We start from the raw sequence: 26,649 nt of genomic DNA on the forward strand, positions 1-26,649 counted from the left end.
ATAACAGAATAGTAGTTCACATTTTATCATACTGAAGCGCAGAAAGGGACAGATATTCTGAAAAAAGAAAATATTTATATAATGGAGAGGATGTGTGCATAGACTAGCGAAAAAAGATTTTCTGCCATTGGGAGAAGCTACTATAAATTCCTTCAAAGAGGAAAGTGTATTATACTGAGTATAAAGCTTTTCAGGTGGGGTGAGTCTTATGAGAACAGAGCAAGAAATGTATGATTTAATCCTAGCCACTGCACAACAGGACACTAGAATTCGTGCTGTTTACCTAAATGGCTCAAGAGCAAATCCGAATGTACCAAGGGATATGTTTCAGGATTTTGATGTGGTGTATGTCGTAACAGATATAGCCTCTTTCTTACAAGATGATAAATGGATTCAAGTATTTGGTGAGCAGCTGATGGTGCAGGAGCCTGATCGATTGGATAAGGGGCTTGGCTTGGACAAAGACTTTTCTTATAGCTATACATATTTAATGTTATTAAAGGATGGGCATCGCATTGACCTTCGCTTATTATCGACACAAGCTATGCTGGATGAATATGGACAAGACAAGCTGACAGTCCCTTTACTCGATAAGGATCAGCTTTTGCCATCTATCTCTCCATCTTCAGATTGTGGCTATCATATTAGTCCACCGACTGTGGGGCAATTTGCCAGCTGTACCAATGATTTTTGGTGGTGCTTACAAAATATAGCCAAGGGCATTTGGCGAGACGAACTCCCATATGCCAAGCAAATGTTTGAGGAAACGACAAGGCAGTCCTTACATCAAATGCTTAATTGGTGGATTGGTCAGCATCATCATTTTCAGCTATCTACAGGCAAAATGGGAAAGTATTTAAAAAACTATGTGCCAGCTAATTATTGGGCATTGTACGTAAAAACCTATGCCGACGCTGATTATGCTAACATGTGGAATGCCCTATTTGCGGCATGTACACTCTTTCGAAGCATCGCAAAGGAGGTTGCCCATCACTTCCAGTTCTCGTACCCTCACGAGGATGATGCTCGTATGTCAGCCTATTTGAAGCATGTACGTACATTACCACCAGATGCGAAAACGATTTTGTAAGGGGGAAGAGGGCAGTGAAGGTTTATTCATTAAGTGGACCAAGCGGCACAGGCAAAAGTACAAGTGCGCTGGCCTTTGCCCATAAATTAGGGGTGGAGGCCATTGTTGATGATGGATTACTCATTGTGAATGGCATCAGAGTGGCAGGTCTTTCTGCTAAATTCGAAAAAAATACAATTACTGCTGTACGACGTGCCATTTTTACAGATCCAGTTCATCGTGAGGCTGTCCAAAAGGCGCTAGCTCATCATCAGGTACAATCTATTTTACTGATAGGTACATCGACTAAAATGACGAATAGTATTGCCAAGCAGCTAGAGCTGGGTCCGATTGAACACTATTATAATGTAGAAGATGTCCGTTCATTGAAAGAAATTCAAAAAGCACGCTTTATCCGTCAAACACAGGGCAAGCATGTTATGCCGATTCCGTATAGACAAGTGGAGCAAAATTTCTTTAAACGATTGGTGCAAAAGGGCATGGAGATTTTTTCTTCGAAACGAGAAAAAATCGGGGAAACGACGATTGTACGTCCTGATTTTCAACGGGAATATATAGAAATCAGCAAGCATGTTTATGTACAGCTACTGACATACTGCTGTAGCCAACAGGCAATTGTGCAAAAGGTCGAGCAAGCACAATTTGTGCTAGGGGATCAGGTTCAAGCTATCCTCACTATTCAAGTAAAGCTGCCGATCGATTATCCATTAGCAGAGCGTTTAGTGGAATTACAACAAGCTGTGCAACAAGATTTTTATCTACATTTTGGCTATGAATTAGATGCTATTCATGTACATGTAAAAACGGCTTTGCAAAAGAAAAAAGCGTAAAAAACAGGTACTCCGCTCGCACGTTGGCGTTAAGAGTACCTGTTTTTTATTTAGGCTGGCGAGTGAACTGTGGCTGGCGTTTTTCCACAAAGGCACGACAACCCTCTGCGAAATCACTGCCTACAAATGGTGAAGAGCCTTGCCATAAGGTCGGCGCACTATCGAGACATTCTTGAACAGATTGCTTCACGGCAAGTAAGGATTCAGGCGACATTCCTGCAACCAGCTTACCCATTCGAATCATGTATTTATTTAAATCTTTTTCAGCTACTAGGTAGTTAAGCATTCCAAGCTTGAAGGCTTCCTCTGCTTTAAACATTCGTCCTGTAAAGACTAAATCCTTGGTTGTGGCAGGGCCGACAAGCTGGACTAAACGCTGTGCAAATTTGTTATTTAAGGTGATTCCTAATTTACCGACAGGAATGCCGAGCTTGGCCTTTTCAGAGCCAATGCGGATATCGCAGGCTAAGGCTAATTCCAAGCCAGCACCCATCGCAGGCCCATTGATGACGCCAATCGTTGGAATCGGGAGGCGCTCAATGGTAGAAATGGTTTTTTCCATATGTACAAAGGCTTCTTCAGCTTGTTCAAGAGAAATGGCATTGAACTCTTTAATATCGGAGCCCGCTGTAAAGTTTTGGCCAGAGCCTCGTAAAATTAGTACTTTATTTTTCGGATTATCTAATACTTGTAGGGCAATTTTGGCTAATTGATCCCACATGTTTGCGGTTAATGCATTTTTTGCTTGTGGTCGATGAATCGTAATAATCGCTAGTCCAGCTGTTTCTTGATAAATAATTTTCGCATCTTCTGCTTCCAGTCGAGTCGTTTTTACTTGCATATCGGAAAGCCTCCTACATGTTAGTGTCTATCTTTATTATATAACACAATTAACCATAAACACGAAATGATACGAATTTTCACATAAAATTGCATTGTTATACAAGAATGTAGGGAATAGTAAGTAATTATTGTACTACAACAGGGGAGCGGAATTTACTATTGTAAGAAAGCAAAAATTATGAGAAACTACTTTAGGAACATACGTTTCTTTGTTACGTAAAGGGCATTTGAATGGTAGAAGCGGGTTCCTGTTATAGAAATACAGATTATCCGACATTATAATATGATAAAATGCAGTTGAACCTACGCACCCAAAATATAGTAAAATATAAATAACTCACGCAAAGTAGACAAGGAGGGACGATTTGATTACACTCAGGGACGCATGGAATAGCTACTATTTATTGCTACAATCTTTGAAAAAAAGTGCTGCTACAAAAAAACAATACAATATGGATGGGCAGCAATTTTTAACTTTCGCCCATAAGCAAAACTACTTGTATGCAGATCATCAATTGAAAAATTTATTACAGCTCTACTGCGACTATTTAAAGGAAACCTACAGTAATATCAATACTTTTAATCATAAAATAGCGACATTACGAGGCTTTGTAGACTTTATTTTTTTACGAGAATGGGTGGAGCCTTTTGATTATCAGCATCTTTTACAGCCGAAAAAAAGACAAAAAGAGGCACTGCAAGCACTGACAAATAAGCAGATCATGCAAATTGCAAACGTATGGCCCACCTATTTTCAATATGCTAAGACAAAGGAGCATGCATGGCTGGCAAGACGCAATGGCTGTATCGTTCAAGTGTTGATGGAAACAGGTTGTAAGCCTGCCGAGCTCGTTCGCATGAAATGGACACACTTTAATGAAGAAAAAGCGACTCTTTTTATAGCCAACCGAAATGGACGTCGAGAAATAAAGTGTTCACCGATCCTCATGGACATGCTCGCACAGTATAAAAAAGAGACGACCAATTTACATGAGCAAGAGGTAGGGGAATGGGTTTGGGTAAGCGAGGCAAGTTTAGCGAAGCCGATTACTACGAAAACAGTTGAACGCATTTTTCAAACGATGTCACAAGATATAGGGAAGAATGTAAGAGCCACTGACTTGCGTTATACTGTGATGCAACGGGCGTTTCAACAGGAAAAAACGCTGGAGCACATTCAACAAGAAATGGGCTATGTACGGAAATGGGTGCTAACAGAAAGACAGCAGCGCCTAGAATAAAAGCGTGCAGTAATCGCGATTTATCACCATTACTGCACGCCTTTTATAAATGATTCAATGCTTTGACATTTACTTTGACTGTTAAATCATGCTTGCCTCCTGTATATACCCCTTCCACAGGGCTAATGTCACTATAATCGCGTCCAATACATAAAATAATATGGTTTTCTAATACTTCCACATTATTTGTGGGATCAAGACCGATCCAGCCAATACCTGGAATCATGACTTCTACCCAGGCATGTGTAGCGATATCTCCGATGAGGGCTGAGTTTTCATCGACATATAGATAGCCACTGACATAGCGAGCTGGTATTCCTTTCGCCCGTAAAACAGCAAGCATGACATGGGTGAAATCCTGACAAACACCCCGTTTTAATGCAAATGCCTCACTTGCTATTGTAGTTACATTGGTCGCTGTCGGGTCATACTCAAAGCTAGAATATAAATACTGCATTAAATTAAGCGAAAAGAGCACAGGATTTTCAGCATGACCGATCGCATGATAAACTTCCTCTAGCTGCTGCTCTGTCATAAATGTAAAATGTGTTGCTTTTAAATACGGTAAATAATGCTCATAGAATAGCTGTGAGTGAAAGATGGTCTGCATTTCGGGCGAATATTGAATACGATGAATAAATGGTGCACGCTGAATACTTACAATTGAAGATGTATGAATTTCTAGTATTTGATGTTGCTCTGGTATATAAAAGGAACCAACAGTATTGCCCCAAATATCCGTATGCTCACGGGTTAGGGAGGATGGCGTTATGGCAATTCGATAAGATAATAATCGCTGACGCTCATCGCTACGCGGCTTTAAACGAATAGTATTCAAGCTTTGATCGACTTCAGACTCATATTGAAAAATATTTGTATGCTGAATTTCAAATTTCATCGTGTCCGCTTCCTTCTGCTTACTGACTTGCCTGTTGAAAGGGAGCTGTGGTGAATTCCTTTCAAGGTTGTACGCTGGGTTCATATAAATGATAGATTGTCGAAAAGGCATCACTAAAAGCCATACATTGAGACAATCTTTCCTCCATCATTTTTAGGGTTTCCTCAATAGTCATTTGCCAAAAATCGATATGATCGATTGCAAGAACAAGGCTACTAATATCCGACTGAAGCGTTAAAAATCGTGGGGATAAAGAATCATGTTCAATAGCCGCTATGGCTTCTTCTATTTTCTTTACACAGAACATCACAGAACATGGGAAATGCGCATCTTGGACTAAATACCGAATGACCGTTAGTAAATTGGTCTGGCGATGCTTCCGCATGAAAGATTCTCTTGCTGCGGAAAGATCCAATAAAAAGGTACCATCATCCTCTAACAGTGACGTACCTGTTCGCTTCTGTTGTTCTACGATTATCACGATCATCCGAATGGTTTTTTCTGCTCGTTCAAGCCATTTGCCGACCTGCATAAAATAGAAGGGAAGATCGCGATCCATCGAGCCCTCAATTAACCCTGTCTCCATCCATAAAGTCTTTCGTACATCCTGTAAAAAATCTTGAAGGGCAATGAGTGGAATCGGTCGTTCTCTTTTTAGTATGGACTGTTGCTTTGTTAAATAAAAGGAATTTTGAATTTCCCAAAGTTCCGTTGGCATACTATCACGTGTAACTCGTGCATTTTCCCGAATAGCACGCAATGTGGCATGAAGGGCATTGCCATTTTTCTCAGAAAACAGAAGATAATCAATCAAAGGATTAACACGAATCGTTGTGTAATTTGCTAAATACTCCTCCTTAGAGGCACAAATATTTAAAACAGCCTCCCAATGATCAATATAATCATGTTCTTGCCCAGATTGCTCCAACATATTCAACAGCTGTACCTGTAATATATGTGCATTTGTTTGTGTACGTTCACTATAACGTGCCATCCAGTACAACGCGTCGGCTACTCGACTTAGCATGCTGCAATTCCTCCTTTAAAATCCACGTATCCTTTGCACCGCCCCCTTGAGAGGAATTTACCACAAGAGACCCTTCTTGTAGTGCCACTCTAGATAAACCACCAGGCAACACATAGCAATCCTCACCCTTCATGACATAGACACGTAAATCAACATGGCAAGGATAAAATCGCCCATTCTGGAAGGCAGGTGCTCTGGACAATTTAATCGTTGGTTGTGCAATGTATTGATAGGGCTGTTCAACAATTTTTTGCTTAAATAAAGCAATCTCTTCCTTACTCGCATGTGGACCAATTAACATGTCATAGCCACCAGAGGCTCCCACGTTTTTAATAACGAGCTCGTGTATATGCTCTAGCACCCATTTACGCTGACTGTCATCTCCTAGATGATAGGTTTTCACATTCGGTAGAATAGGTTCTTCCTGTAAATAATAGCGAATCATCTCAGGCACATAGGCATACATTGCTTTATCATCTGCTACTCCATTCCCAACGGCATTCAAGATGGATACATGACCTGCTTGATAAGCAGCCATTAAATGTGGAACACCTAATAAAGAATCCTCACGAAAGACAGTAGGATCTAGAAAGTCATCATCAATCCGCCGATAAATAATATCGATTTGCTGTAGGCCATAAATGGTTTTCATATAGACCTTCAAATCCTGTACAACTAAATCACGGCCCTCGACGAGCTGGATGTTTAAATGCTGGGCTAAAAAAACATGATCGTAATAAGCAGAATTGTACATGCCTGCTGTCAGAAGTACAGCTTTAGGCTCTCTTTCTGTTTGCATGGAAGATGGACGATGGGCAAGAAGTGCTTTTTTCATGTAAGCCATTTGTTTATCAAGAGGTCGAATCGTATGCTTGGAGAAAAATTCAGGGTATACTTCCTTCATCACATCCCGATTTTCAAAGACATAGGAAATGCCGGAAGGGTTGCGTAAATTATCTTCGAGTACATGATAATCACCTTTTTCATCCCGAATTAAATCAATCCCTGCTAAAAATATATGATTCGCAATTGGTACTTGAATTCCTCTCATGGTTGGTTTGAAATAAGGATTATTTTCAACAAGCTGCCTCGGAATAAGACCGTCCTGAAAGATCTTTTGCTGTCCATAAACATCCTGTAAAAATTTGTTGAGTGCCTCCACGCGCTGCTTGACACCTGCTTCAATCATGGCCCATTTGGTTTGAGGAATAATAATTGGGACACAATCAAAAGGCATGGTACGTTCTGTTCCATCTTGTGCACCATATACCGTAAAAGTAATCCCTTGTCTGAGAAAGCTCGCTTGCGCTTGTCGGTATTTTTCTTCAAGTTGCTCTCGCGAAAAAAAGGTTAGCTTATGATGAAAAGATCGATAATGAGGCTTTGGCTTATTGCCATCAAACATTTCATCGAAAAACAGACTAGAATCATATAAATTCATCATATGGATCGCCTCCGAATTCAAGTAGTAGTGAAAACATGTTACACTGTGAATAAATACATAAAAGGGGCTAACAACCATGACCATCATTAATTTAATGCAAGCGTATGAATTAGATAAACTATCCAAATTAAATTTATCAGACGAGGAAATTTTACGAGCTTTGCGTTCGGGGGATGTATCAGCTTGGCAAGAACAAGTGCCAAACTATGAATTTAGCGAGACAATGGCTCTATATCAGGAAGGGGAACAACAGTTCTTAAATGCATACCATGGCCATTATCGAATCAAGTATGTAACATTACCAGGCATCCAACGTTTATTGCAGCTACGCTTTCAATTAGAAGAAGGGAAGGATTACCAACTATTAGAAACAGGTATCCAGCATTTAACGTGTGATGAGGAAACAGTCACAAGACTTCAGCAAATGTTATCGACAAACTGGTCACTAACAAAACAAGAGGATGGTAATTATTCAGTTTTTGTAAAATAATCCCATGTGTGTTGTGAGACGAATCGACATGGACAGTTACCCATCTATTGTTTTTTCGAAGCGTCTCACACAACAAATAAAGTCTACTAGATTTTAATATTCATTTACCGAGAACTTTATGCCTAAAATCCTATAACTGTCACAAAATAGTTGTAACAAAAATCCTCTTTTTAAAAAGGGGTTTTTTTATTACCTTCGAACAGAACATTTGTTCTAACATGCGAAAAAGGGCATTTTTTTTCAATAAAGTTCCCAAATTTATATTTGGGAACGTTTTTTCATGGTAAAATAGAGCAAATAGAGGTGATGAGCATGCAAAAAACAAAACAACCAAAATTCATGAAGGATTTTCTTGTCTATTTAACAACCATCAAAGGAAAGTCTCAGCGCACAAGAAAAGAATATGAATATGATCTGACCTTATTTTTCCGCTTCCACAAAGCTGTCCAGGAGGATTTGGATATAGAGAATTTATCCGCCATTGATATTGGCACTATTACAATAGAAGACATACGTGAAATGACATTAGAGGATCTTTATTTATTCATGGAATATTGCGAAGTACAGCGAGGCAATTCAGCTGCTGCACGAGCACGAAAAGTGGCCACATTAAAATCCTTTTTTAAATATTTAAAAGGCAAACGTCGACTTATCGAGGAAAATCCTGCAGATGAATTAGAGACACCAAAGATAGGCAGAAAACGACCCATTTATATGAACCTACAAGAAGCTACACAATTTATAGATGGGATTAAAAGCAATCAGGCATCCCCGAGAAATTATTGCATGATGATGTTTTTCTTAAATTTAGGAATACGTGTCACCGAGCTATGTCAGCTTAATAAGACATCCATTCAAGGACGTTATTTAACTGTAATTGGGAAGGGCAATAAGGAGCGTACTGTCTATTTAAATGATAGCTGTATGCAGGCACTTGCTGACTATGAAAACAGTGGGAAGACACCCTATAAAGGCGAAGGCGAGGAGCCCCTATTTGTGTCTCAGAAGGGAACACGCTTTACACGTCAAACGGTTGCCAAAATCGTTAAACGCATTAATCAGCAGTCAGGTCTTCAAAAAGAACGACTTACACCACACAAGCTACGCCATACATCCGCAACGATGATGTATAAAGCAGGGGCAGATATCCGTAGTTTACAGCACATTTTAGGGCATTCTAGCGTCGCAACCACGCAAATTTATACACATATTGAAGATGAGCAGCTACAGCATGTTTTAGAGAATAATCCATTTAATATTGTTCGTGAAAGATGATTTTCCTCTCTCCATATCGAATATATAGTAGAAGACCTAATGAAAGGGGAGCCAAGGATGTCAAACGTCAAAGAACATCTCGATACCACAAGAACACAATTGCTTCAGGAAATTCACTTATTGGACGATACAACCTTTAATAAGAAACCAGATGCACAAAGCTGGAGTGTGGCACAAATCTGTCATCATCTCGTATTAGTAGAGGAAGCAACAAAGAAAGCCATTACATGGGGATTAAAGGCAGAGGAACAGTCAACACCCGCTCGAAAAAATGTTCAGCTCATCTTAGATCGAACAAGAAAGTTCCAAGCACCGCCTATTGTAGAGCCAGCAGATGAACCGTTCACTGTTCAAGCGATGCTTGATTTACTAGCTACAACAAGAAAGAACCTCCTCGCCTTTTTGCAAACAATCGAGGAACCTGAAGCATTAGCTAAGCGCGCTGTGAAGCACCCAGCCTTAGGAGAATTACCACTCGACCAATGGATTGAAATGGTCTATATGCACGAGCAGCGTCATATCAAGCAATTACAAGAAATCGTTAAAGAATAACATGTATGAAAGGAATTTGGCCACAGGAGATGCGCTAAATTCCTTTTATTGTTATTCAATTTTTCTGTTATAATCTCTTGACGTGCTACATAATCTGTTATATATTAAATAAAAATAATAACAACTGTTATAAAACAGATTTCGTTAGAGGAGGAAATGTAAATGTCAAAGTATCGTGATGGTTATGAATTTTATTGTGAAATGTGTGAGCGCTATGGATTGGAGCCAATTTCTTTCCGTTACTATGTATTACAATTATCACAGCAACAACTTTCAGCTTACAATATGCAAGCAAAACAATTAGGAATTTAAAAGGAGTGATTATGACGGAAGCCGCCGTGAATATTTTATGAAAAGCCCAGCCATACTAAATAAAATGGTCTGGGCTTTCGTGATTTCAGCAGGAAATTTTAGATAATTTATTGACAAGTGCAGCAGTCTGTTATATATTTTTAAAAAAATAACATTTCTGTTATATAACAAAAAAATAGACGTATAGTAGCGAATGTGAAAGGAAGTTATGAGGATGACAGATTATCGAGAAGGCTATGAATTTTATCGCCAAGTCTGTGAGGAGCATGGGCTAGAGCCTATTAATTTTCACTATTACATTTTAAATTTATCCCAAGAGCAATTAGATGCCTACAATTTGCAGGCAAAATCAATAGGGGGTTCAATAGAATATGAGGTCTCTTAACATATAAAATGCCTTACTTCCTATGTGGGACAGTAAGGCATTTTACTTTAACAAAAATTTTACAAGACATTCAAACATATTATATAAAACTTTTATATTTTGTATTAAAAAGATAAATAGCCTAAATAAACTATTTAATATAGTTCAAAAGTATTGAATATCTATATATTTAGACAATTACAAGGAGGTTATATCCACTAATTTTTGTCTATTTTATTAAAAACTATCAAATACAGCTTTGAATGTTTTTGAGATTTGGGTTGAATTAACTGCTTTTCTAAGACTATAATATAATTACATAAAAAAGGGCGATATACCACAACTTTATACCTCGCTGTAAGATAAAGCAAAAGTACCAAACCCTTCATATTTTAATGAATGGAGAATGAAAATGATGAATATCACGCCTAGTAGTGTTAATCAAATGAACTACAGTCTAAAAGAATTACAAGATATCTTTTCCGCCATGAATAGTTCCATCATTGTAGCGATTACAGATCGCACTGGAAAAATTACTTTTGTTAATGATCATTTTTGTAAAATTTCGAAGTATACGCGTGAAGAATTAGTTGGTCAAGATCACCGTTTACTAAATTCAGGCTTTCATCCCAAATCTTTCTTTAGAGAGATGTGGAAAACAATCGGTAATGGCGATATGTGGAATGGCGAGGTGTGCAATCGTGCAAAGGATGGCAGTTTATATTGGGTGAAAACAACGATTTTTCCGTTCTTAGATGAACGAGGAAAGCCTTATCAATATATTGCCATTCGCGTAGATATTACAGCGCAAAAGGACATTAAAAAAATTACTCATATTGCCTATCACGATGAACTAACGGGGTTACCAAATCGTCGCAAATTAGAACAGCGTTTAGAAAATGAATTTCATCAATCTCGACGTACAGGAGAGAAGTTTGCGTTATTTTTCATTGATGTAAATCGTTTCAAACACATTAACGACGGACTTGGTCATATTATTGGCGATATGTTTTTAGTGGAAATGTCTAATCGTCTGCGCAATATTGATCATACATCGAATTCTTTCTATCGCCACAATAGCGATGAATTTGTCATGATTTTAAATGATGTCAATCGCATTGATGAAATGGCTAAGGAAATTATTGGCGTCTTCAATGATAGCTTTATTGTCGATACCTATGAATTTTATGCGAGTATTAGTATCGGCATCAGTGTATTCCCAGATCATGCAAACTCTGTGGAAGAATTATTGAAAAATGCGGATATTGCTATGTATGCAGCAAAATCTACACGAGGTAATCAATATCGCCTATATCGTGATAATATGGACGAGGCCAATGATAAATGGCTTTTACTGGAAACGAAATTGCATCAAGCATTAAAGCAAGATCGTCTAGAATTACATTATCAGCCAAAGATCGACTTAACAACGGATTCTGTTATTGGTATGGAGGCATTGCTACGCTGGTATGATCCTGAATTAGGTCATATTCCGCCAGATCGTTTTATTCCATTTGCAGAGGATTGTGGACTGATTAATGATATCGGTGTATGGGTTTTACGTAAAGCCAGTGCTCAAGCTCGTCATTGGAATGAATCACATGATTTATCATTGCGAGTAGCTGTGAATATTTCACCTATTCATATTAGTACTGGTGGCTTTGTAGATATGGTTCGTGGTGTCATTGCAGAAACAGGCATTGACCCTAATTTATTAGAAATTGAAATTACTGAGATGAGTATGCTTGATTATACGGAAGATTTAATTGATACCATCAAGCAATTACGAGAACTAGGTATAACTATTTCATTAGATGATTTCGGGACAGGCTATTCATCGTTAAATTACTTAAAAAAATTCCCGGTGGATGTGCTCAAAATTGATCGTGCCTTTGTCCGTGATATCGTACCTGAGAAGTCTGGAATCGCTATGATTTCAGCCATGATTTCCTTAGCACATGCCTTAAACCTACAAGTAGTAGCTGAAGGTGTAGAGGAAGAAGCTGAATTAAATGTTCTGCGTGAGCATGGATGTGAGTATGTGCAGGGCTATTATTTTAGTAAGCCTTTATCTGTAGAAGATTTTACGAATCTCATTGTTAATACTGTCACAAATAAATCCAGTTATTAATTGCTATTCCTGAATGATTTTGCTAAAGTGGGATAAAGTAAAACTGTTAACCTGATAAACCATTTGATGATGTGGCCAAGTAAGTAAGAATTGTGAAACAGAAAATATAGCACCTGCTGAGAGCTATATCACCGCTTCTTGACTGAACACCTACCACGGAGATGTTATGCAAACATAACCGAGTCGTTTTCGTTACCAAACGTGAGAGGGCTTTATAATCTACGTAAAGCTAAATCAAGGTGGTACCACGTCATTCCAGCACAAAGACGTCCTTATTCAGAGGACAGCTTTGTGCTTTTTTTCTTGCTTCGGCTAAATCTTCAGACAGGTTGAACAAGTATTCATTTAACAAAATAGGAGGATAACAAATGTCAAAACAACTAGAAGATTTTTCGAAATGGTATATCGAGACCATCCAAAAAGCCGATTTAATGGATTATACACCTGTTCGAGGCTGTATCGCTTTTAAGCCAGACGGCTATGAAATTTGGGAGCATATTCAGGAAGAAATGGATCGTCGCTTTAAAGAGACTGGACATCGTAATGCCTATTTCCCAATGCTTATCCCTGAATCCTTCTTTCAAAAGGAAAAGGATCATATCGAAGGTTTCTCACCTGAGCTTCCTTGGGTAACCGAGGCAGCAGGGGAACAATTAGAAGAACGGCTAGCCCTTCGTCCAACATCTGAGACGATGATTGGTCATCTTTACTCTAATTGGATTAAAAGCTACCGTGACCTACCAGTACTAATCAACCAATGGGCAAATGTCTTCCGTTGGGAAAAGAAAACACTGCCATTTATCCGGACATCAGAATTTTTATGGCAAGAAGGGCATACAGCGCACGTGGATGAAGCAGATGCTCGGCAGGAAACAATGCAAATGCTAGACATTTATAAAGAAGTAGTAGAACAGGTGCTAGCAATTCCTGTCTATGATGGACAAAAAACACCTTCTGAACGTTTCGCAGGTGCTGTCGATACGTATTCTATTGAGGCAATGATGAAAAATGGCAAGGCTGTGCAAGCAGGAACATCCCATTATTTAGGAACAAAATTTGCTGAAGCCTTTAATATCAAGTATTTAAATAAAGCGAACCAGCACGAATACGTACACACAACATCTTGGGGTACATCTACACGCTTAATTGGTTCAGTTATTATGGTGCATGGTGATGAGCAGGGACTTGTTTTACCTCCACGCATCGCACCAACGCAAGTCGTTTTAATTCCAGTAGGACCATGGAAAAAGAACCCTCAAATCATGGAGCATTTAGATGAGATTTTTGCAGCCTTAAAAGCGAAGGGTATTCGAGTACGTTTGGATGATTCAGACCAATCGCCAGGCTATAAGTTCAATGAATGGGAGCTAAAGGGCGTGCCTGTGCGTGTTGAATTAGGGCCACGTGACCTAGAAAACAAGCAAGCTTTACTGAAAGCGCGTGATGAAGAAGAAAAACGAACTGTTGATTTAGCTACAATCATCACAGCTATTGAAGAAGAATTAACAACCATGCAAACGCGCTTATTAGAAAAAGCTCGTCAATTCCGTGAAGCAAATGCTCACACAACAATTGACACACTCTCACAATTACAACAGCACATTGACACAGCAAAAGAAAATGGCACAATCCCAGGCTGGGTGCTTGCTGGCTGGTGTGGCGAGGATGCATGTGAGGAAAAAGTGAAGGAAGAAACAAAATACACATCTCGCAATATTCCATTCAATCCACCAACAACGAAAACCACATGTATTGGCTGTGGAAATGAAGCAAAACATACAGTTTGGTTTGCACAAGCATATTAATTAACAAAGCATGAACAGAACGCCCGAACAATTATGAAGCACACTAGGTTGTTTTATAATTTAGTTCGGGCTTTTGATGTTCTGCTAAAAAGACTTTATTTCCATTTAGATAGTCAAAATTCTCACTCTTGTTTCTCCATGGCTCCTCCAGATAACCTCCAAATAGGCATTGATCCAACGAGCTGTCTTAATCACTCATAATGGTGTTCCACCTTAGCATCTATCGCCAAGTTCTCATCATGATTGTGATAAAATAAAGGGACGTTTGCTTCTGAAAAATCCTAAAGAAATGGGGATATGAATGACTGTTTTACAAGAAGTATTTGATCACTACCTAAATATCAAGTTTAATCGGGGTTTACCAGCTGTTCAAATGAAGGACTTTGAATATGTTTTATTAGAAGATACTAGCGCAGAGCTCTTTTTTATTGATCACGAACAGGGGACATTTTTGGAATGGGCAGAGGCATTTCAACCACAAAATCCACATTATGTGCAAAAGCCAGACTGGCAGCCTATGCTTACATCTTGTTTCAAGCAGCTAGATGTTTATGATGAGCAAGTTTGCTATTATTTGCTCTACACAATAAATGCAACGACTAGAATAATTCCACGGAACCCGTATAACAAAATGAATGATTTTATGAAAAACTATTGCTTCTTTCAGCTTGCTCAATTAGAGCATGTCACGATACTCAGCAAAGAGCAGAAACAACAGTTAAAGGACTTTTTATTCTTTTTCTATCTGTATAGCCATCCAGTGAACGAGGAAACACTTTATGCTTTTTCGTTCAAAGAAGGAACTTTAATTCATGCTAAAACGAATATCAATATGGAGCAATATTTTTCTCATTATCATGATTATATTTGTCAGCATAAGCATGACAGAACATTATTAACACCACATGAGATAAATGCTTGCAAGAAGCTGACAATCGAACTTTTGAGAAGCATCGAAGGAAAATCAAAAAGACTCGTTATGCCTTTTGAAGATGGCATAGAGTACCTACATCTAATTAATAATGTAGATGATTTTTTACATATGTTTAATCAAAATAATAAGGCATTCTATCAATTGCTTCATAGCTTTCTATGCGATCATCAATCGAATCCTTATCGTGAGCATTGCTTTAGTATGCTATTACAGAATTATGTCACTTATATTTTGACTTTTCACTTTGATGACCTTATTCAGTTAATAGCGTATTTCCATGACTTACCATCAATAGGTAGAATGATTATCAATAAAATTTTTGTCGATACCATCTTTATGCAAAAGATATTAAAAGAGGCTAATATTAACATTCATCATTATCCAACGATTATAGAGTTTTTTGACGAGGATGCTAGAAGCATATATCTTGATGAACAGTAAAAGGAGACAAGGAAATGACCAACACAACAGGCTGGAAAATGAATGCACAAAATCGCACATTTATTGCTTCATTTAGTGGTGGCAAGGATAGTGTTTTAGCTTTATATAAAGCATCACAGGTGGGCCAAGCAATGGGGCTCATAGTGATGCTAGAGGAAGAAGGGAAACGTTCAAGGTCCCACGGGATGCCACCTGCGCTTATCCAGGCACAAGCTGACTCTATTGGGCTGCCAGTCTATACGGCTGCAGCAAGCTGGGCGGATTATGAAGAAGTATTTGTAGGTTTATTAGTAAATGCAAAGCAGCAGGGAGCTGAAGTATTAGTAACAGGAGACTTAGATATGCCTGCACATGGTTGCTGGCACGATAAAGTCACTAAAAAGGTAGGTTTAAAGCTAGGCATGCCATTGTGGGAGATGAACCATCGTGAGGCTGTCGATGAATTTATTCACTTAGGATTTATTACAATGATTGTCACGGTCAACCTATCCTTGGGCATGACGGAGGACGATTTAGGGCGAGTGCTTACCCCTGAATATGTAAAGGAGCTTGAAGCCCGTAGCATTGACCCATGCGGAGAAGGCGGCGAATTCCATACGACCGTCATTGATGGCCCTCTATTCAAGCAGTCAATTGCGGTGCGTAAAGGTTCCGTTATAAGAGATGGAGACTACGCCTTTTTACCCTTAGAGCTAGCATAAATTCACATCAGAAAACCTTTATTGGGATGCGCAATTCATGTCAATAAGGGTTTTTCTTTTAAGGCGTATTGTTATTTTTTTCATCTGTAATAAAATTATTACAGATGAAAAATACATTAAAAGGTGATTTGATGAATTATTAACGGTTTTTGGATTTTTGTCAAATGCTTATCGATTAAAAATTATTTTGCTATTCTTCATCAAGAAAAACAATATGTTAGCCAACTTGCGAGAGAATAGGGATAAGTAGACTGTTACTTTATCTACATTTAAAGAAGTTAGAGGAAGCCCAATCAATGGCTATCACCAAATTTCTGATAGTGGCAAAGCGATGAAGTACTATACACTAAATCCTTTCAGACTGACGATAAATTCAGATTTCATCACTGAAGTTGCTAACGATATACCCGATAAAAACAGAAAGGAGTAAGCTTTGAAAATCATTAATTTATGAAAGGAGTCTTATCATATGTCATCAACATCACTTTCCATATTTTCAGCGTTCTTTGGTTTACTTCCACTTCTAGTACTTGTTTTTATTTTTGTATTTGTTATCAGTGTCTTTCGACGAGTGGAACGCCGTGCAGAGGAACGCCTAAAAATAGAGAAAGAAACAGCTCAATTGCAACAGCAACAGATTCAAGAAATAAATAAACGTTTAACAACTATTGAAAATATATTGAAACAAGTTGATTAGGAGTAATACATTTCAACTATTTCGAGGTAAAAGGCATATGGTTTCATTCAACAATGGTTCATATCCCTGAACATTGCTATAAAATATTATTTGTCTTTCGCTACGAACTTGGAATATCTGTAATAAATGAATAATTACCCGAAAGTACATAGGCTCCTCCTCTGTACTTTTTTGTATTTCAGCTAGTTTTCCTTGTAGGTATAGAACTCCTACCACTTTGACCAAAATAGTATTTGACTGGACACTATTTGGTGTCATATAATTAAGACACCAATCAGTGTCCTATTAGAAAGGGTGGTGGTTTTGAATAACAATCATCAAGAGCGTGACGTTTATGTAGCCATTGCTGACCCAACAAGACGAAAGTTGATCCGTTTATTGGCAGAGGTAGATGAGTTACCGCTTCACGAATTAACCGCTCAATTTGATATGGGGCGTACTGCTGTCTCGAAACATTTAGCCATTCTAAAAGATGCAGGCCTTGTTCTTGCACGCAAGGAAGGTAGGGAGACGAGATATCGATTGAATGCAGCTCCATTGAAAGAAATACAAGATTGGGTATCGTTTTATGAAGGTTTTTGGAAAGAAAGAATCGCGCAATTACATCTATTATTGGAGGAAAAAAAATGAAACCAGATGTATCATTAGATTTTAAATTTACAAGTTCCATCGAACAAGTATGGCATGCTTTAACAGACTCAGATACACTAGCAAAATGGATCTGGAACAATGACTTCCAACCAATCGTAGGACATACATTCCAATTCCGTGCTGAACCAAATGAATGGTGGGACGGTATTGTAGACTGTGAGGTACTGGAAGTGGAAGAGCCTCACAAATTATCTTATACTTGGACAAGTGCTGGCGAAACAACAACAGTTACATGGACATTAACACAGGTAGCAGATGGTACGACTCAGCTTCATCTTGATCAAGGTGGCTTCAGCGAAGAAACAAAGGCACGTCAAGGTGCAATCGAGGGAGCAAAATATGCTTGGACAAATATGAGTACACAGCTTGAAAAAGTATTAGCGTAGTATAAATTAAATAACAGCAAGAAGAGCGCAATTCCGTAGCAAGAATTGTGTTCTTTCATGTTCAGTCCCATCTTTTAATTTTCTTAAATGGAAGGATAACTAAATGAAAATTAATGAACTAATTGCCAATAATATTAACCGTCTAGATGTCGTTTTATCCGACGATCGATCTTTAGCAATAGCAGGTTTGTCTGGCTCAGGGAAGACGACATTTTGTCAAACGATTGGAGAAGAATCCAAAAAACGTCTTGTTTCTTTATTGCCAAAGGCTGAATATCAATATTTGTTTCCAAACATTATGGAAACGAACTTCAGTGCCATCAAAATGGAGGACATGCCCCTTGTACTTTTTCTAGGAAAATCCTCAATCTCTAGCAATCCACGTTCCACAATTGGTACACATACAGGTGTTTTTAAAGAAATTCGTAATCGATTGGCAGATGAGTTTCAGCTATCGCCAGAGATGTTTTCCTTTAACAATGCGTTAGGCTGGTGTCCTGCATGTAAGGGGCGAGGCACGACAAAAAATGTAGAATGTAAAAAATGTTTGGGTAAGCGCTATAGTCCAGAAGTGGAGCAGTATAAAATCACTTTATGGAATGAACTCTATAGTATTTCTGATATTCATCATTTAAGTATAGAGGCCATCTATTCCTTATCAAAAGAATTAAATATCAGTGAAGAAAAACAGCATATTCTGCATAATATTATGCAAATGAATATTGGCTACTTAACCTTAAATCGTATTATGGGGACTTTATCAGGTGGAGAATTAACAAGGCTGTACTTAGCAGAATTCATGGCAACAAGCGAAAACACCGTGATTATTGTTGATGAAATTTCTGTGGGTCTGGACCATAACACCTTACTAAAAATTTTAGAGCAAATACAACAGCTAGGCGCTAAAAACCAAATTTGGTTGATTGATCATTCTGATACTGTGTTAGACACGGCAGACGAGCATCTATTCTTTGGACCAGGTAGTGGAAAATACGGAGGAAAAATCGTTGAAGAATCTCCACGACCAAAGCCTATCTTTTGGGAACGAAATCCAGCAGCACCAACATCCTATTATCAATTCCGAGATTTATATTGCCGTAATATCCAAATGGATGCAATAGACATTCCACAAAATCGACTTGTTACCTTTACAGGAGAGTCTGGTTGTGGGAAATCAACGCTTGTTAATGAGTGTATTGCTAAAGATTTTATCAAACGCTATCCAAAGGACAAACTCGTGATGGTTGGGCAAGATCGTAACCAATCCATTACGAGTCGTTCCACTGTCGCGACATTCCTTGATATTAAAAAGAAACTAACAAAATATAGTGAGGACATTGATGATATTTTCCAGCGCTCGATTGAAGATATAATCAACGAACTACCTAATGAGGATATCGCACATAAACGATTAAGCTTATTGATTAAGCTTGGACTAGGCTACTTAACGCTTGAGAGAAAAACGCAATCTCTATCGACTGGTGAATTCCAATGTGTGCATTTAGTCTCAGAGTTATTTGCAAACGCTCGTAATCCCCATACATTATTTATTTTTGATGAGCCTTCTAAAGGACTATCTCAGAACATTTTAAACCAATTCATCGATAGTGTCAGGGACATCCTAGAGGATGAATCTATCTCCATCATCATGATTGAGCATAATGCCTATATGCTGGAAAGCTCTGATTTTGTTGTTGACTTCGGTAAAAGACAGCAGGAGCCTGTAACACATCTAAATGTAGTTAGCCATGAAGATTATTTTAATCAGGATATTCATTCAATGGGTTCAACTCCATTACAAATCACATCTACACTCGCATTAAGGAAGGGCATTCAATACTTAGAAGACAACCATATTAGCTATTTCAAAAATGCGGAAAATATATATAAGGGTGGCATCTTAAAAAGCTTATCTTCCATGGCTCGTCTGATTTACGGTGAATATGAATCGAACAAAATTGCCCCAGTTGTTGCCATTGATTTAGAAAGACATTTATATAGCCAATATAGCTTCCTGTATGAAATAGGTGGCCTAATCAATCATATTGTGGCTGCTCATCCAACAAATAAGGATACGAGAAGCTTTGATTTTTATAGCCAAGAAAATCATTGCCCTAGCTGCTCTGGTCGATTGGAAATTGAAAAATTCGATTTTGATCTTGTGGTACAAGACAAAAACGTGCCATTTTGGGACGGCCTACTACATCCCGATATAATGGAGGTTTTAAAATACTATCAACATTCTAAATTAGAATTTCTCTTTGAGCAGATTAAAATAGAGCTGGGTCAGGACATTAGTAAAAGCTATCATGATATGACTGAGGAAGAAAAGCATACATTTTTATATGGTTATTGGGATAAGTCCTTTTATGATAAGGCAACGAAATCCTCGAAAAAATGGGAGGGCTTTAATTTTATCATTGGTCGTTATATCGTGATTTCAAAATCCATTATTAAAGAGCAAATGAAGGAAACAAGAGAAATGGTACCATGCCCAATTTGTCATGGGACTGTACTCAACCACCAAAAGAAATTACGATTTGGGGACACAGATATACGTGACTTAATTCGCCAACCGCTTGATGAAGTCATCAACATTGTAGGCAACTTACCACAACTAGAAAAAATCAAAGCCATCGTTGGCGGAGACATGTCACTGCTACAGGATGTTTCCTTATTGCCAAGGGAAACACAGGTATCCCTAAAAATGCTGGAATTAGAGCTAGCAAGCTTTGTCGGCTATGAAATCGTACTACAAAATGCTTTTCCTTTTTGGGCCAAAATCAAAGATAATCTAGAGCGCATCAGCCATAAAAATCAAGTGACCATCTGTGATTTTGCCAATATACAGGAGACAAGAGAAACCATCATCGATCAATATTTTACGAATGGTAAATATAAAAAACTAACATATGTATATGAAGCATTTGGCTACAAGAAAATCGTTACCCAAATCAATAAAGTCAAAGCCAGTCATTCCTGTCCATTCTGTAAAGGGAAAAAGGTGCTCTCTGAAGATGGACTGCATGATGGAGTCCATAAATTAACCGTGCCCTGTGTAAGCTGTGGCGCAAGTGGCATTAATGAGGAGGGACGCCAGCAAATCGTTGATGGCATTGATGTGGAAACATGGCTAACTGGTACTGTAAGCGATGTTGTTACAGAGGGCTCCCATCTTGAGGCCGTTGCCAATATTCCTATTTTTAATCGTATACGCGAATTGAATAAGCAGGAAATGATGGCCGTCTATCAGTTCCTCCAATCAAATCACTAAATCATCAAACCCATATGCTTCGGCATATGGGTTTCTTTCGTTGGACTAGAATTACTCACTCATTTTTCCACAAAAATTCATAATTCGTGTCATCTTTGATTACTATAAAGATAACAGTAATGGTAGTAAAAGGGAGGACATGGTTTGGTAAAAAAAGTGCTGTTATTCGGGGATATTGGCATTGATGATACGGTGGCATTGATCTATGCACGGCTTAATCAAGAAATAGAAATTGTGGGACTCGTTGCAGATTATGGCAATGTATCGCGAGAGGATGCGGTATCCAATATTTATTATGTCATGAAATTGTTCGACTTTCCTCAAGGAATTCCTGTGATTTTAGGAGCAGAAGTACCCTTAACAGGAGAGCAGCCGACCTATTACCCAGAAATTCATGGTGAACGAGGTCTTGGACCCATCATCCCAAAAGATGATCACGAATTAAAAATCGAGAACTTTTTTGAAATCGTCAACATTATTGAAAGGTATAAGCATGATGAGCTAATTATTGTCAATATTGGGCGATTAACCTCACTAGCCACGATGTTTATCCTTTATAAAGAGCTTATGAAAAATATCAAGGAATTTTATATTATGGGTGGAGCATTCTGGGTCCCAGGTAATGTAACAACAGTGGCTGAAGCGAATTTCCATGGTGATCCCTTTGCCGTTCAGATTGTGCTTACCTATGCAACGAATGTGACAATCATCCCTTTAAATGCGACCCAAAAGGCTATTGTCACACCTGGGATGGTGGACTATATTGACTCCTTTGGCAAAACAAAAATTCTAAAGCCCTTAATGGAATACTATACACGTTTTTACAAAGAACGGGACCCCTCACTTCTAGGAAGTCCCGTGCATGATGCGTTAACACTAATGGCCGTTATTTATCCTGACATGTTTATTTATGAGTCCTATCCTGTAACCGTTGTCGACAAGTTAGAAGGACCTGCAAGGGGGCAAAGTATTGCCGAGACAAGACCTTATGAAAATAATAATGGCGAAAAAAAGCATCGTATTGCCTTTGATATTCATTATGAACATTTTTTCCAAAACTTTTTATCGGTTATGACAGGGCAACCATTTCACTAGTTATTCAAAAACACCATCCCTTAAAATTGTAAAATCAACATGGACATTTACCTTCATGTCTTTATATAGTTTCTGCCATTTTTCCTTTGTTAGCTTAGAATGTCTTACTTCGCTTCGATATTTCTCACCAAAGCCAAAAATATCAGACTCAACTTCCTGACTATGAGCAATCACTCTACGTATTTCCTTTGATAATTTTTTCTCGATTGCTTTTTCCAGTGTCGCCACACTTTTTGGATCCCCTTGATTGATATCAGGGTACACCTCTAATACTCTTGATTTGATTTTGACGTTCAGGTCAAATGTTGGTGTATCCGCATCAACTAACTTCATTTCTCGATTGGAATGGATTGCATCAAAGGCTACCGTTATTTTATTGGCAGGCTTTTGAAGAATCTCGGAAGGTACATCTTCATTTTCCAGAACGGTTTCATATAAACCTACTTTAAAGGTATCTCTAACAATCTTTACGTAAAAGCTATCTTTAGCTGGAAGGGTACTGACCATTTTGCTACCTTTAAAGAGAGCTACACCACTTAATTCAACCAGCTCGTCATCTCTTTTAATAATAGGCATGGCGAAATCTTTCCCAGATGAATAGAAATCATGGGCAATTTGATGAAGTGTAGAGGAAATCATATATTCCTGCTTGACATTTTGTTCAATTAACCTAAAAATATGCTGCCCAATATCCTCAATATTTTGATATTCGTATTTCAGTAATGTTTCTGTTTCACCTTCCACAATAGCCATAAAGATTCCATTGCTGACACTAGCATTTTCTAGGTTTGTATCAATATAATAGCGAAGGTCTTTTTTTGCCAATTCCTCTCCAAATAGGATGACTCTCATTTGACCAACCATGATTTTTTTCGAAAGCTTACGATTGGCTTCCATCCGATTTCCTTTACTCGTATCGTTTTCTGTAGACAGAACTTCCACATTGCTTTGAAATTCGGGATTTACTTCACGAATAACAGCTGTTGTCTTTATTTTATCCTCTGTTCCTACATCATAGCCGACTAAAGTAGTTAATCCAACTTTATCCAAAATATTGGTTTGTGCACATCCATATAAAAAAACAAAGGATAGAAGAATCATCCATCTTACTCTAAGTTTATTCATTCTTTTTCACCTTCTTTGATGTGAAGTTCTTCTTTAGTCGTGCTATTGGCCAAAGTAAAATAGGGTAGACAAAGATTACGTAAAAGGCAATTTGTCCAAACACCGTGTTAATTGTATTAATCTGTGTACGTGTTTGAACCAATATTGTTCCAATTAAAATGATGAATGAAAAGAGCCAAACAAACTTTTTTTCACTTATCGGGAATAAACGAATTGCTCCGCGGTACGCAGCCCATAAGTATAGACATAGATTCGGTAAAATGATTAGCATCCAAAAACAAACCGCCACAAATTCAAAGCGTTCCATAAAGGGGAAGCTAATAAAACTAAATAATGTCAAGGTTGCCCATATCGTTTTCAATAGCTTGCCCTCACTATAATAAGCAATGGACACCAGCATCACGGCTAAATAAATGATGGTTGTAGCTAATAGTCCTAAATGAACAGGTTTTCTGATTTTTTTCTTGTCTTTTACAAAGGGGTAAATCACGTTTAGAATTTCAAAGCCGATTATGGTAAAGGTCATTGATTGTGCCCCTTTTAAAATGGAGCGAATATCATTTTCTAAAATAGGGAGAAGACTATCTACTGAAGCGTATTCCATCGGAAATACTAACATTGGAAGAATCCATAAGGAGAGAATGATACTAAAAAAAGACACGCCTACAATGACACGAAGCCCTCCTGTAAAGGCATAGATAATAATCATTAATAAAGTTGCTGACAGGAACCAGGTCTCAATGCTAGGAAAAATCCATGCTTGTATCACTTCAATATAATTTCGTAAAACTGAAAAGAACGCTACGGAGCAATAGATGACATAAATTGCATTTAAAAAATTGCCAATCCATTTACCAAAAATATCAATTTGAATTCCGTAAAGATCATCAGAGCTATAAATTTCTAACGTTTTAATCATACAAAATGTAACAAGATGTGTGGCAATCCCAGCCAGTAGAACAGAAATCCATGCATCCTGTCTAGCATCTTGATAGATAATGCGTTGAAATCCCTGTATACCTACCCCAATTTGAGCACCGTGTACCACAAAAAAAAGCAAATAAGCATTAATCATATCTTTAGGGCTAAGTTGTATAGGTTTTGCCATTTATTTCACCTTCAGTTCAACTTTTATCAGGTTTCACTGGCTCTGGGACAAATTTATGTTCATCCTTTGGTCTTGTCAAAGCAGGTCTTTTTGATGTTAATGGGACAGGCATTCTAATAATACTATCCCGCATTTCCTTCAACCTCGGTGGATAGAAGGGAGACATATACGGAGCACCCAAGCTTGACTGACGTAACAAATGAATCAGAATAAAACAAAAAGCCAACATGATACCATAAAAACCCCAAAATCCTGCAAGTATAATAATAGGGAAGCGAATAAGACGAATCACATTGCCCATCATATAACTTGGCGACGTAAAAGAGGCTAGGGCACTTAACGCAATGATAATCAGCAATATATTACTGGTAATCCCTGCCTGTACAGCTGCTGTTCCAATCACGATACCACCAACAATACCGATTGTTTGTCCAATTTTAGTTGGTAATCTGGCTCCTGCTTCTCTCAGTAGTTCAATAATAAATTCCAGCAGCAAAGCCTCAAATATGGGCGGGAAAGGAACTAAAGCCCTTGATTCACTTAATGGTACGAGAAAGGCTTGTGGAATCACTTCATAATGAAAGGTAAGAGCTGCCACATAAAATGGTGTTAAATAAACAGATAAAAAGAAGGCAGCCAGTCGTAATAAACGAAGAAAAGTAGCAATTTGCCATCTTAAATTTTGATCTTCTTGACTTTGAAAAAACTCAGTAAATCCTTGAGGGGAAACGATAGCCATTGAACTACCATCTACGAGAACCCCAATTTTCCCATCTAAAATCCCATCACAAAATCTGTCAGGTCTTTCCGTCAAAAGCATTTGTGGAAAGACAGATAGTGAATTATCATCAATCATTTCAGCTAATACGGCACTATCGATAAGCTCATCGATATAAAGATCTGTGATTCGTTGACGCATTGTTTGAACCATTTGTTCATTAGCAATGCCACGCATATATAAAAGAGAGACAGAGGTGCTTGTCCGTGTCCCAATTTTTACTTTTTCATTACAAAGATTAGGACTCACTATGTAGCGACGAATCAAGGAAATATTGGTAGATAGACTCTCATTAAATCCAACCTGTGTCCCAATTACCTGCGATTCATTTTCAGGCGCTGACAATGCTCTAGACTCTCTGCTAGCGATATTGGCTAAAATAGTCTGTGGGAAACCTTCTATGTGTATCACAACATGACCATTGACCATCAATTCTACGGTTTCCCTTAGTAGACTGGATTGACTGACTTCTGCAATAGAAAGGGCCATCTCAATTGCCTCGGGTGTATCGTGAGGCTTGCTCTGTAAATTAGCAATAATATCATTATTTAAAGTCTGATCATCGATCAAATTATCGATGTAAATAAGGGTGACGTTTGGTGGAAGAGATTTAATGATTAAATCGGCTGGATGATTCGTCGCATTTTTAATCGATTGAATAAAATGATCTGTGGCATGTGCAACTCTCACAAGATTTTCTTTAGGTGCCTCTTGAACTGGTTGTTGTTTGTTGAAAGGTAGTTTAAATTTCATAGTAAATGGTAGGCTCCCTTCATTGCTAACTTCGTTTATAGAATAGGCTTTAAAGGGGCATTCTATACTTATTTTAGTTATTTTCATCATGTAGACATATCTAACAAATAACGGTAATATAATAGTAATCTTAAAAACAGAAGGGAGATTAGCTTTTTTATGCTAAAACTAATTATCGCAAATTAAATTCCATGAATTTAATAAAGGGGTTATTCTATAATTTTTTTAAAAATTATAGGGTCTATTTAGTAATGCCCTTTTGCGATAAAAGAGAAGCATAATGATGTCTAATCCACAGTTATATTTTATATAACAAAGGACTCTATGAGCTTGTTCTCATAGGGTCTTTTTCTGTTTTTAGGAGGTGATGATTCCCACAAAAATTAGCGATTAAAACATAAAAT

At 38.0% G+C, this 26,649-nt stretch carries 24 protein-coding genes; 17 read left to right on the plus strand and 7 right to left on the minus strand.

From position 1 onward, the window contains the following. Window positions 1-208 precede the first annotated feature (208 nt). On the plus strand, window positions 209-1,090 hold the full coding sequence (locus L6W14_RS10805; RefSeq protein WP_237900796.1) for an aminoglycoside 6-adenylyltransferase: 882 nt from the start codon (window positions 209-211) through the stop codon (window positions 1,088-1,090). Window positions 1,091-1,104: 14 nt separating this feature from the next. Then, window positions 1,105-1,920, plus strand: a complete 816-nt coding sequence (locus tag L6W14_RS10810; RefSeq protein WP_131520241.1) for a hypothetical protein — start codon at window positions 1,105-1,107, stop codon at window positions 1,918-1,920. A gap of 46 nt (window positions 1,921-1,966) precedes the next feature. On the opposite strand, the gene L6W14_RS10815 is transcribed toward L6W14_RS10810, so the two are convergent. Further along, entirely contained in the window at window positions 1,967-2,761 is a 795-nt protein-coding gene (locus L6W14_RS10815) for an enoyl-CoA hydratase/isomerase family protein (RefSeq protein WP_048392847.1), read from the minus strand. Window positions 2,762-3,128: 367 nt separating this feature from the next. Between L6W14_RS10815 and L6W14_RS10820 the strand changes: the two genes are divergently transcribed. Continuing rightward, window positions 3,129-4,004 (plus strand): tyrosine-type recombinase/integrase, encoded by an 876-nt coding sequence (locus tag L6W14_RS10820; RefSeq protein ID WP_237900798.1) that lies wholly within the window; start codon window positions 3,129-3,131, stop codon window positions 4,002-4,004. Between the two features lie 43 nt (window positions 4,005-4,047). On the opposite strand, the gene L6W14_RS10825 is transcribed toward L6W14_RS10820, so the two are convergent. The 3 genes from L6W14_RS10825 to L6W14_RS10835 form a co-directional block, all read right to left on the minus strand. Continuing rightward, window positions 4,048-4,902 (minus strand): transglutaminase family protein, encoded by an 855-nt coding sequence (locus L6W14_RS10825; protein WP_048392841.1) that lies wholly within the window; start codon window positions 4,900-4,902, stop codon window positions 4,048-4,050. 61 nt (window positions 4,903-4,963) lie between these two features. After that, window positions 4,964-5,929 carry an alpha-E domain-containing protein gene (locus tag L6W14_RS10830; RefSeq protein ID WP_131520239.1) on the minus strand — a complete coding sequence of 322 codons (966 nt, stop codon included), beginning with the start codon at window positions 5,927-5,929 and terminating at the stop codon, window positions 4,964-4,966. Next, window positions 5,883-7,373, minus strand: a complete 1,491-nt coding sequence (locus L6W14_RS10835; RefSeq protein WP_131520238.1) for a circularly permuted type 2 ATP-grasp protein — start codon at window positions 7,371-7,373, stop codon at window positions 5,883-5,885. The genes L6W14_RS10830 and L6W14_RS10835 overlap by 47 nt, the downstream gene beginning before the upstream one ends. A 76-nt stretch (window positions 7,374-7,449) precedes the next feature. On the opposite strand from L6W14_RS10835, the gene L6W14_RS10840 reads away from it, so the two are divergent. The 14 genes from L6W14_RS10840 (at window position 7,450) to L6W14_RS10905 (ending at window position 22,481) form a co-directional block, all read left to right on the plus strand. After that, window positions 7,450-7,863 (plus strand): hypothetical protein, encoded by a 414-nt coding sequence (locus tag L6W14_RS10840; RefSeq protein ID WP_103118120.1) that lies wholly within the window; start codon window positions 7,450-7,452, stop codon window positions 7,861-7,863. Between the two features lie 312 nt (window positions 7,864-8,175). Beyond that, window positions 8,176-9,138, plus strand: a complete 963-nt coding sequence (locus L6W14_RS10845) for a tyrosine recombinase XerC (RefSeq protein WP_237900800.1) — start codon at window positions 8,176-8,178, stop codon at window positions 9,136-9,138. A gap of 57 nt (window positions 9,139-9,195) precedes the next feature. Then, on the plus strand, window positions 9,196-9,690 hold the full coding sequence (locus L6W14_RS10850; protein WP_131520236.1) for a DinB family protein: 495 nt from the start codon (window positions 9,196-9,198) through the stop codon (window positions 9,688-9,690). Between the two features lie 162 nt (window positions 9,691-9,852). Continuing rightward, window positions 9,853-10,002, plus strand: a complete 150-nt coding sequence (locus tag L6W14_RS10855; protein ID WP_004230023.1) for a hypothetical protein — start codon at window positions 9,853-9,855, stop codon at window positions 10,000-10,002. A 214-nt stretch (window positions 10,003-10,216) separates the two neighbouring features. Continuing rightward, entirely contained in the window at window positions 10,217-10,387 is a 171-nt protein-coding gene (locus L6W14_RS10860) for a transcriptional regulator (protein WP_131520235.1), read from the plus strand. Window positions 10,388-10,778: 391 nt separating this feature from the next. Further along, window positions 10,779-12,497: a putative bifunctional diguanylate cyclase/phosphodiesterase gene (locus tag L6W14_RS10865; RefSeq protein WP_131520234.1), complete on the plus strand. Its 1,719-nt coding sequence runs from the start codon at window positions 10,779-10,781 to the stop codon at window positions 12,495-12,497. Between the two features lie 368 nt (window positions 12,498-12,865). Then, entirely contained in the window at window positions 12,866-14,302 is a 1,437-nt protein-coding gene (gene proS, locus L6W14_RS10870) for a proline--tRNA ligase (protein WP_237900802.1), read from the plus strand. 301 nt (window positions 14,303-14,603) lie between these two features. Next, window positions 14,604-15,677: a hypothetical protein gene (locus tag L6W14_RS10875; RefSeq protein ID WP_237900804.1), complete on the plus strand. Its 1,074-nt coding sequence runs from the start codon at window positions 14,604-14,606 to the stop codon at window positions 15,675-15,677. Window positions 15,678-15,691: 14 nt separating this feature from the next. Further along, window positions 15,692-16,378 (plus strand): Dph6-related ATP pyrophosphatase, encoded by a 687-nt coding sequence (locus L6W14_RS10880; RefSeq protein WP_131520231.1) that lies wholly within the window; start codon window positions 15,692-15,694, stop codon window positions 16,376-16,378. 469 nt (window positions 16,379-16,847) lie between these two features. Further along, window positions 16,848-17,075: a hypothetical protein gene (locus L6W14_RS10885; RefSeq protein WP_237900806.1), complete on the plus strand. Its 228-nt coding sequence runs from the start codon at window positions 16,848-16,850 to the stop codon at window positions 17,073-17,075. A 303-nt stretch (window positions 17,076-17,378) separates the two neighbouring features. Next, the gene (locus L6W14_RS10890) at window positions 17,379-17,705 is read left to right on the plus strand and encodes an ArsR/SmtB family transcription factor (RefSeq protein WP_237900808.1); all 327 of its coding nucleotides are present in this window, start codon (window positions 17,379-17,381) and stop codon (window positions 17,703-17,705) included. Continuing rightward, window positions 17,702-18,112 carry an SRPBCC family protein gene (locus L6W14_RS10895; RefSeq protein ID WP_237900810.1) on the plus strand — a complete coding sequence of 137 codons (411 nt, stop codon included), beginning with the start codon at window positions 17,702-17,704 and terminating at the stop codon, window positions 18,110-18,112. The genes L6W14_RS10890 and L6W14_RS10895 overlap by 4 nt, the downstream gene beginning before the upstream one ends. A 103-nt stretch (window positions 18,113-18,215) precedes the next feature. Beyond that, window positions 18,216-21,386 carry an ATP-binding cassette domain-containing protein gene (locus L6W14_RS10900; RefSeq protein WP_237900812.1) on the plus strand — a complete coding sequence of 1,057 codons (3,171 nt, stop codon included), beginning with the start codon at window positions 18,216-18,218 and terminating at the stop codon, window positions 21,384-21,386. Window positions 21,387-21,530: 144 nt separating this feature from the next. Next, window positions 21,531-22,481 (plus strand): nucleoside hydrolase, encoded by a 951-nt coding sequence (locus L6W14_RS10905; protein ID WP_237900814.1) that lies wholly within the window; start codon window positions 21,531-21,533, stop codon window positions 22,479-22,481. On the opposite strand, the gene L6W14_RS10910 is transcribed toward L6W14_RS10905, so the two are convergent. Genes L6W14_RS10910 through L6W14_RS10920 form a run of 3 tightly spaced genes read right to left on the minus strand, consistent with a single transcriptional unit; the run spans window position 22,482 to window position 26,245 of the window. Beyond that, on the minus strand, window positions 22,482-23,606 hold the full coding sequence (locus tag L6W14_RS10910) for a Ger(x)C family spore germination protein (RefSeq protein ID WP_237900816.1): 1,125 nt from the start codon (window positions 23,604-23,606) through the stop codon (window positions 22,482-22,484). It lies immediately after the preceding gene. Further along, window positions 23,599-24,714 carry a GerAB/ArcD/ProY family transporter gene (locus tag L6W14_RS10915; protein ID WP_237900818.1) on the minus strand — a complete coding sequence of 372 codons (1,116 nt, stop codon included), beginning with the start codon at window positions 24,712-24,714 and terminating at the stop codon, window positions 23,599-23,601. The genes L6W14_RS10910 and L6W14_RS10915 overlap by 8 nt, the downstream gene beginning before the upstream one ends. Window positions 24,715-24,730: 16 nt before the next feature. Next, window positions 24,731-26,245 (minus strand): spore germination protein, encoded by a 1,515-nt coding sequence (locus L6W14_RS10920; RefSeq protein WP_237900820.1) that lies wholly within the window; start codon window positions 26,243-26,245, stop codon window positions 24,731-24,733. Window positions 26,246-26,649 lie beyond the last annotated feature (404 nt).

Origin of the sequence: Lysinibacillus sp. ACHW1.5 (genome assembly GCF_022014815.1) — a bacterium.
Classification (GTDB): Bacteria; Bacillota; Bacilli; order Bacillales_A; family Planococcaceae; genus Lysinibacillus; species Lysinibacillus capsici.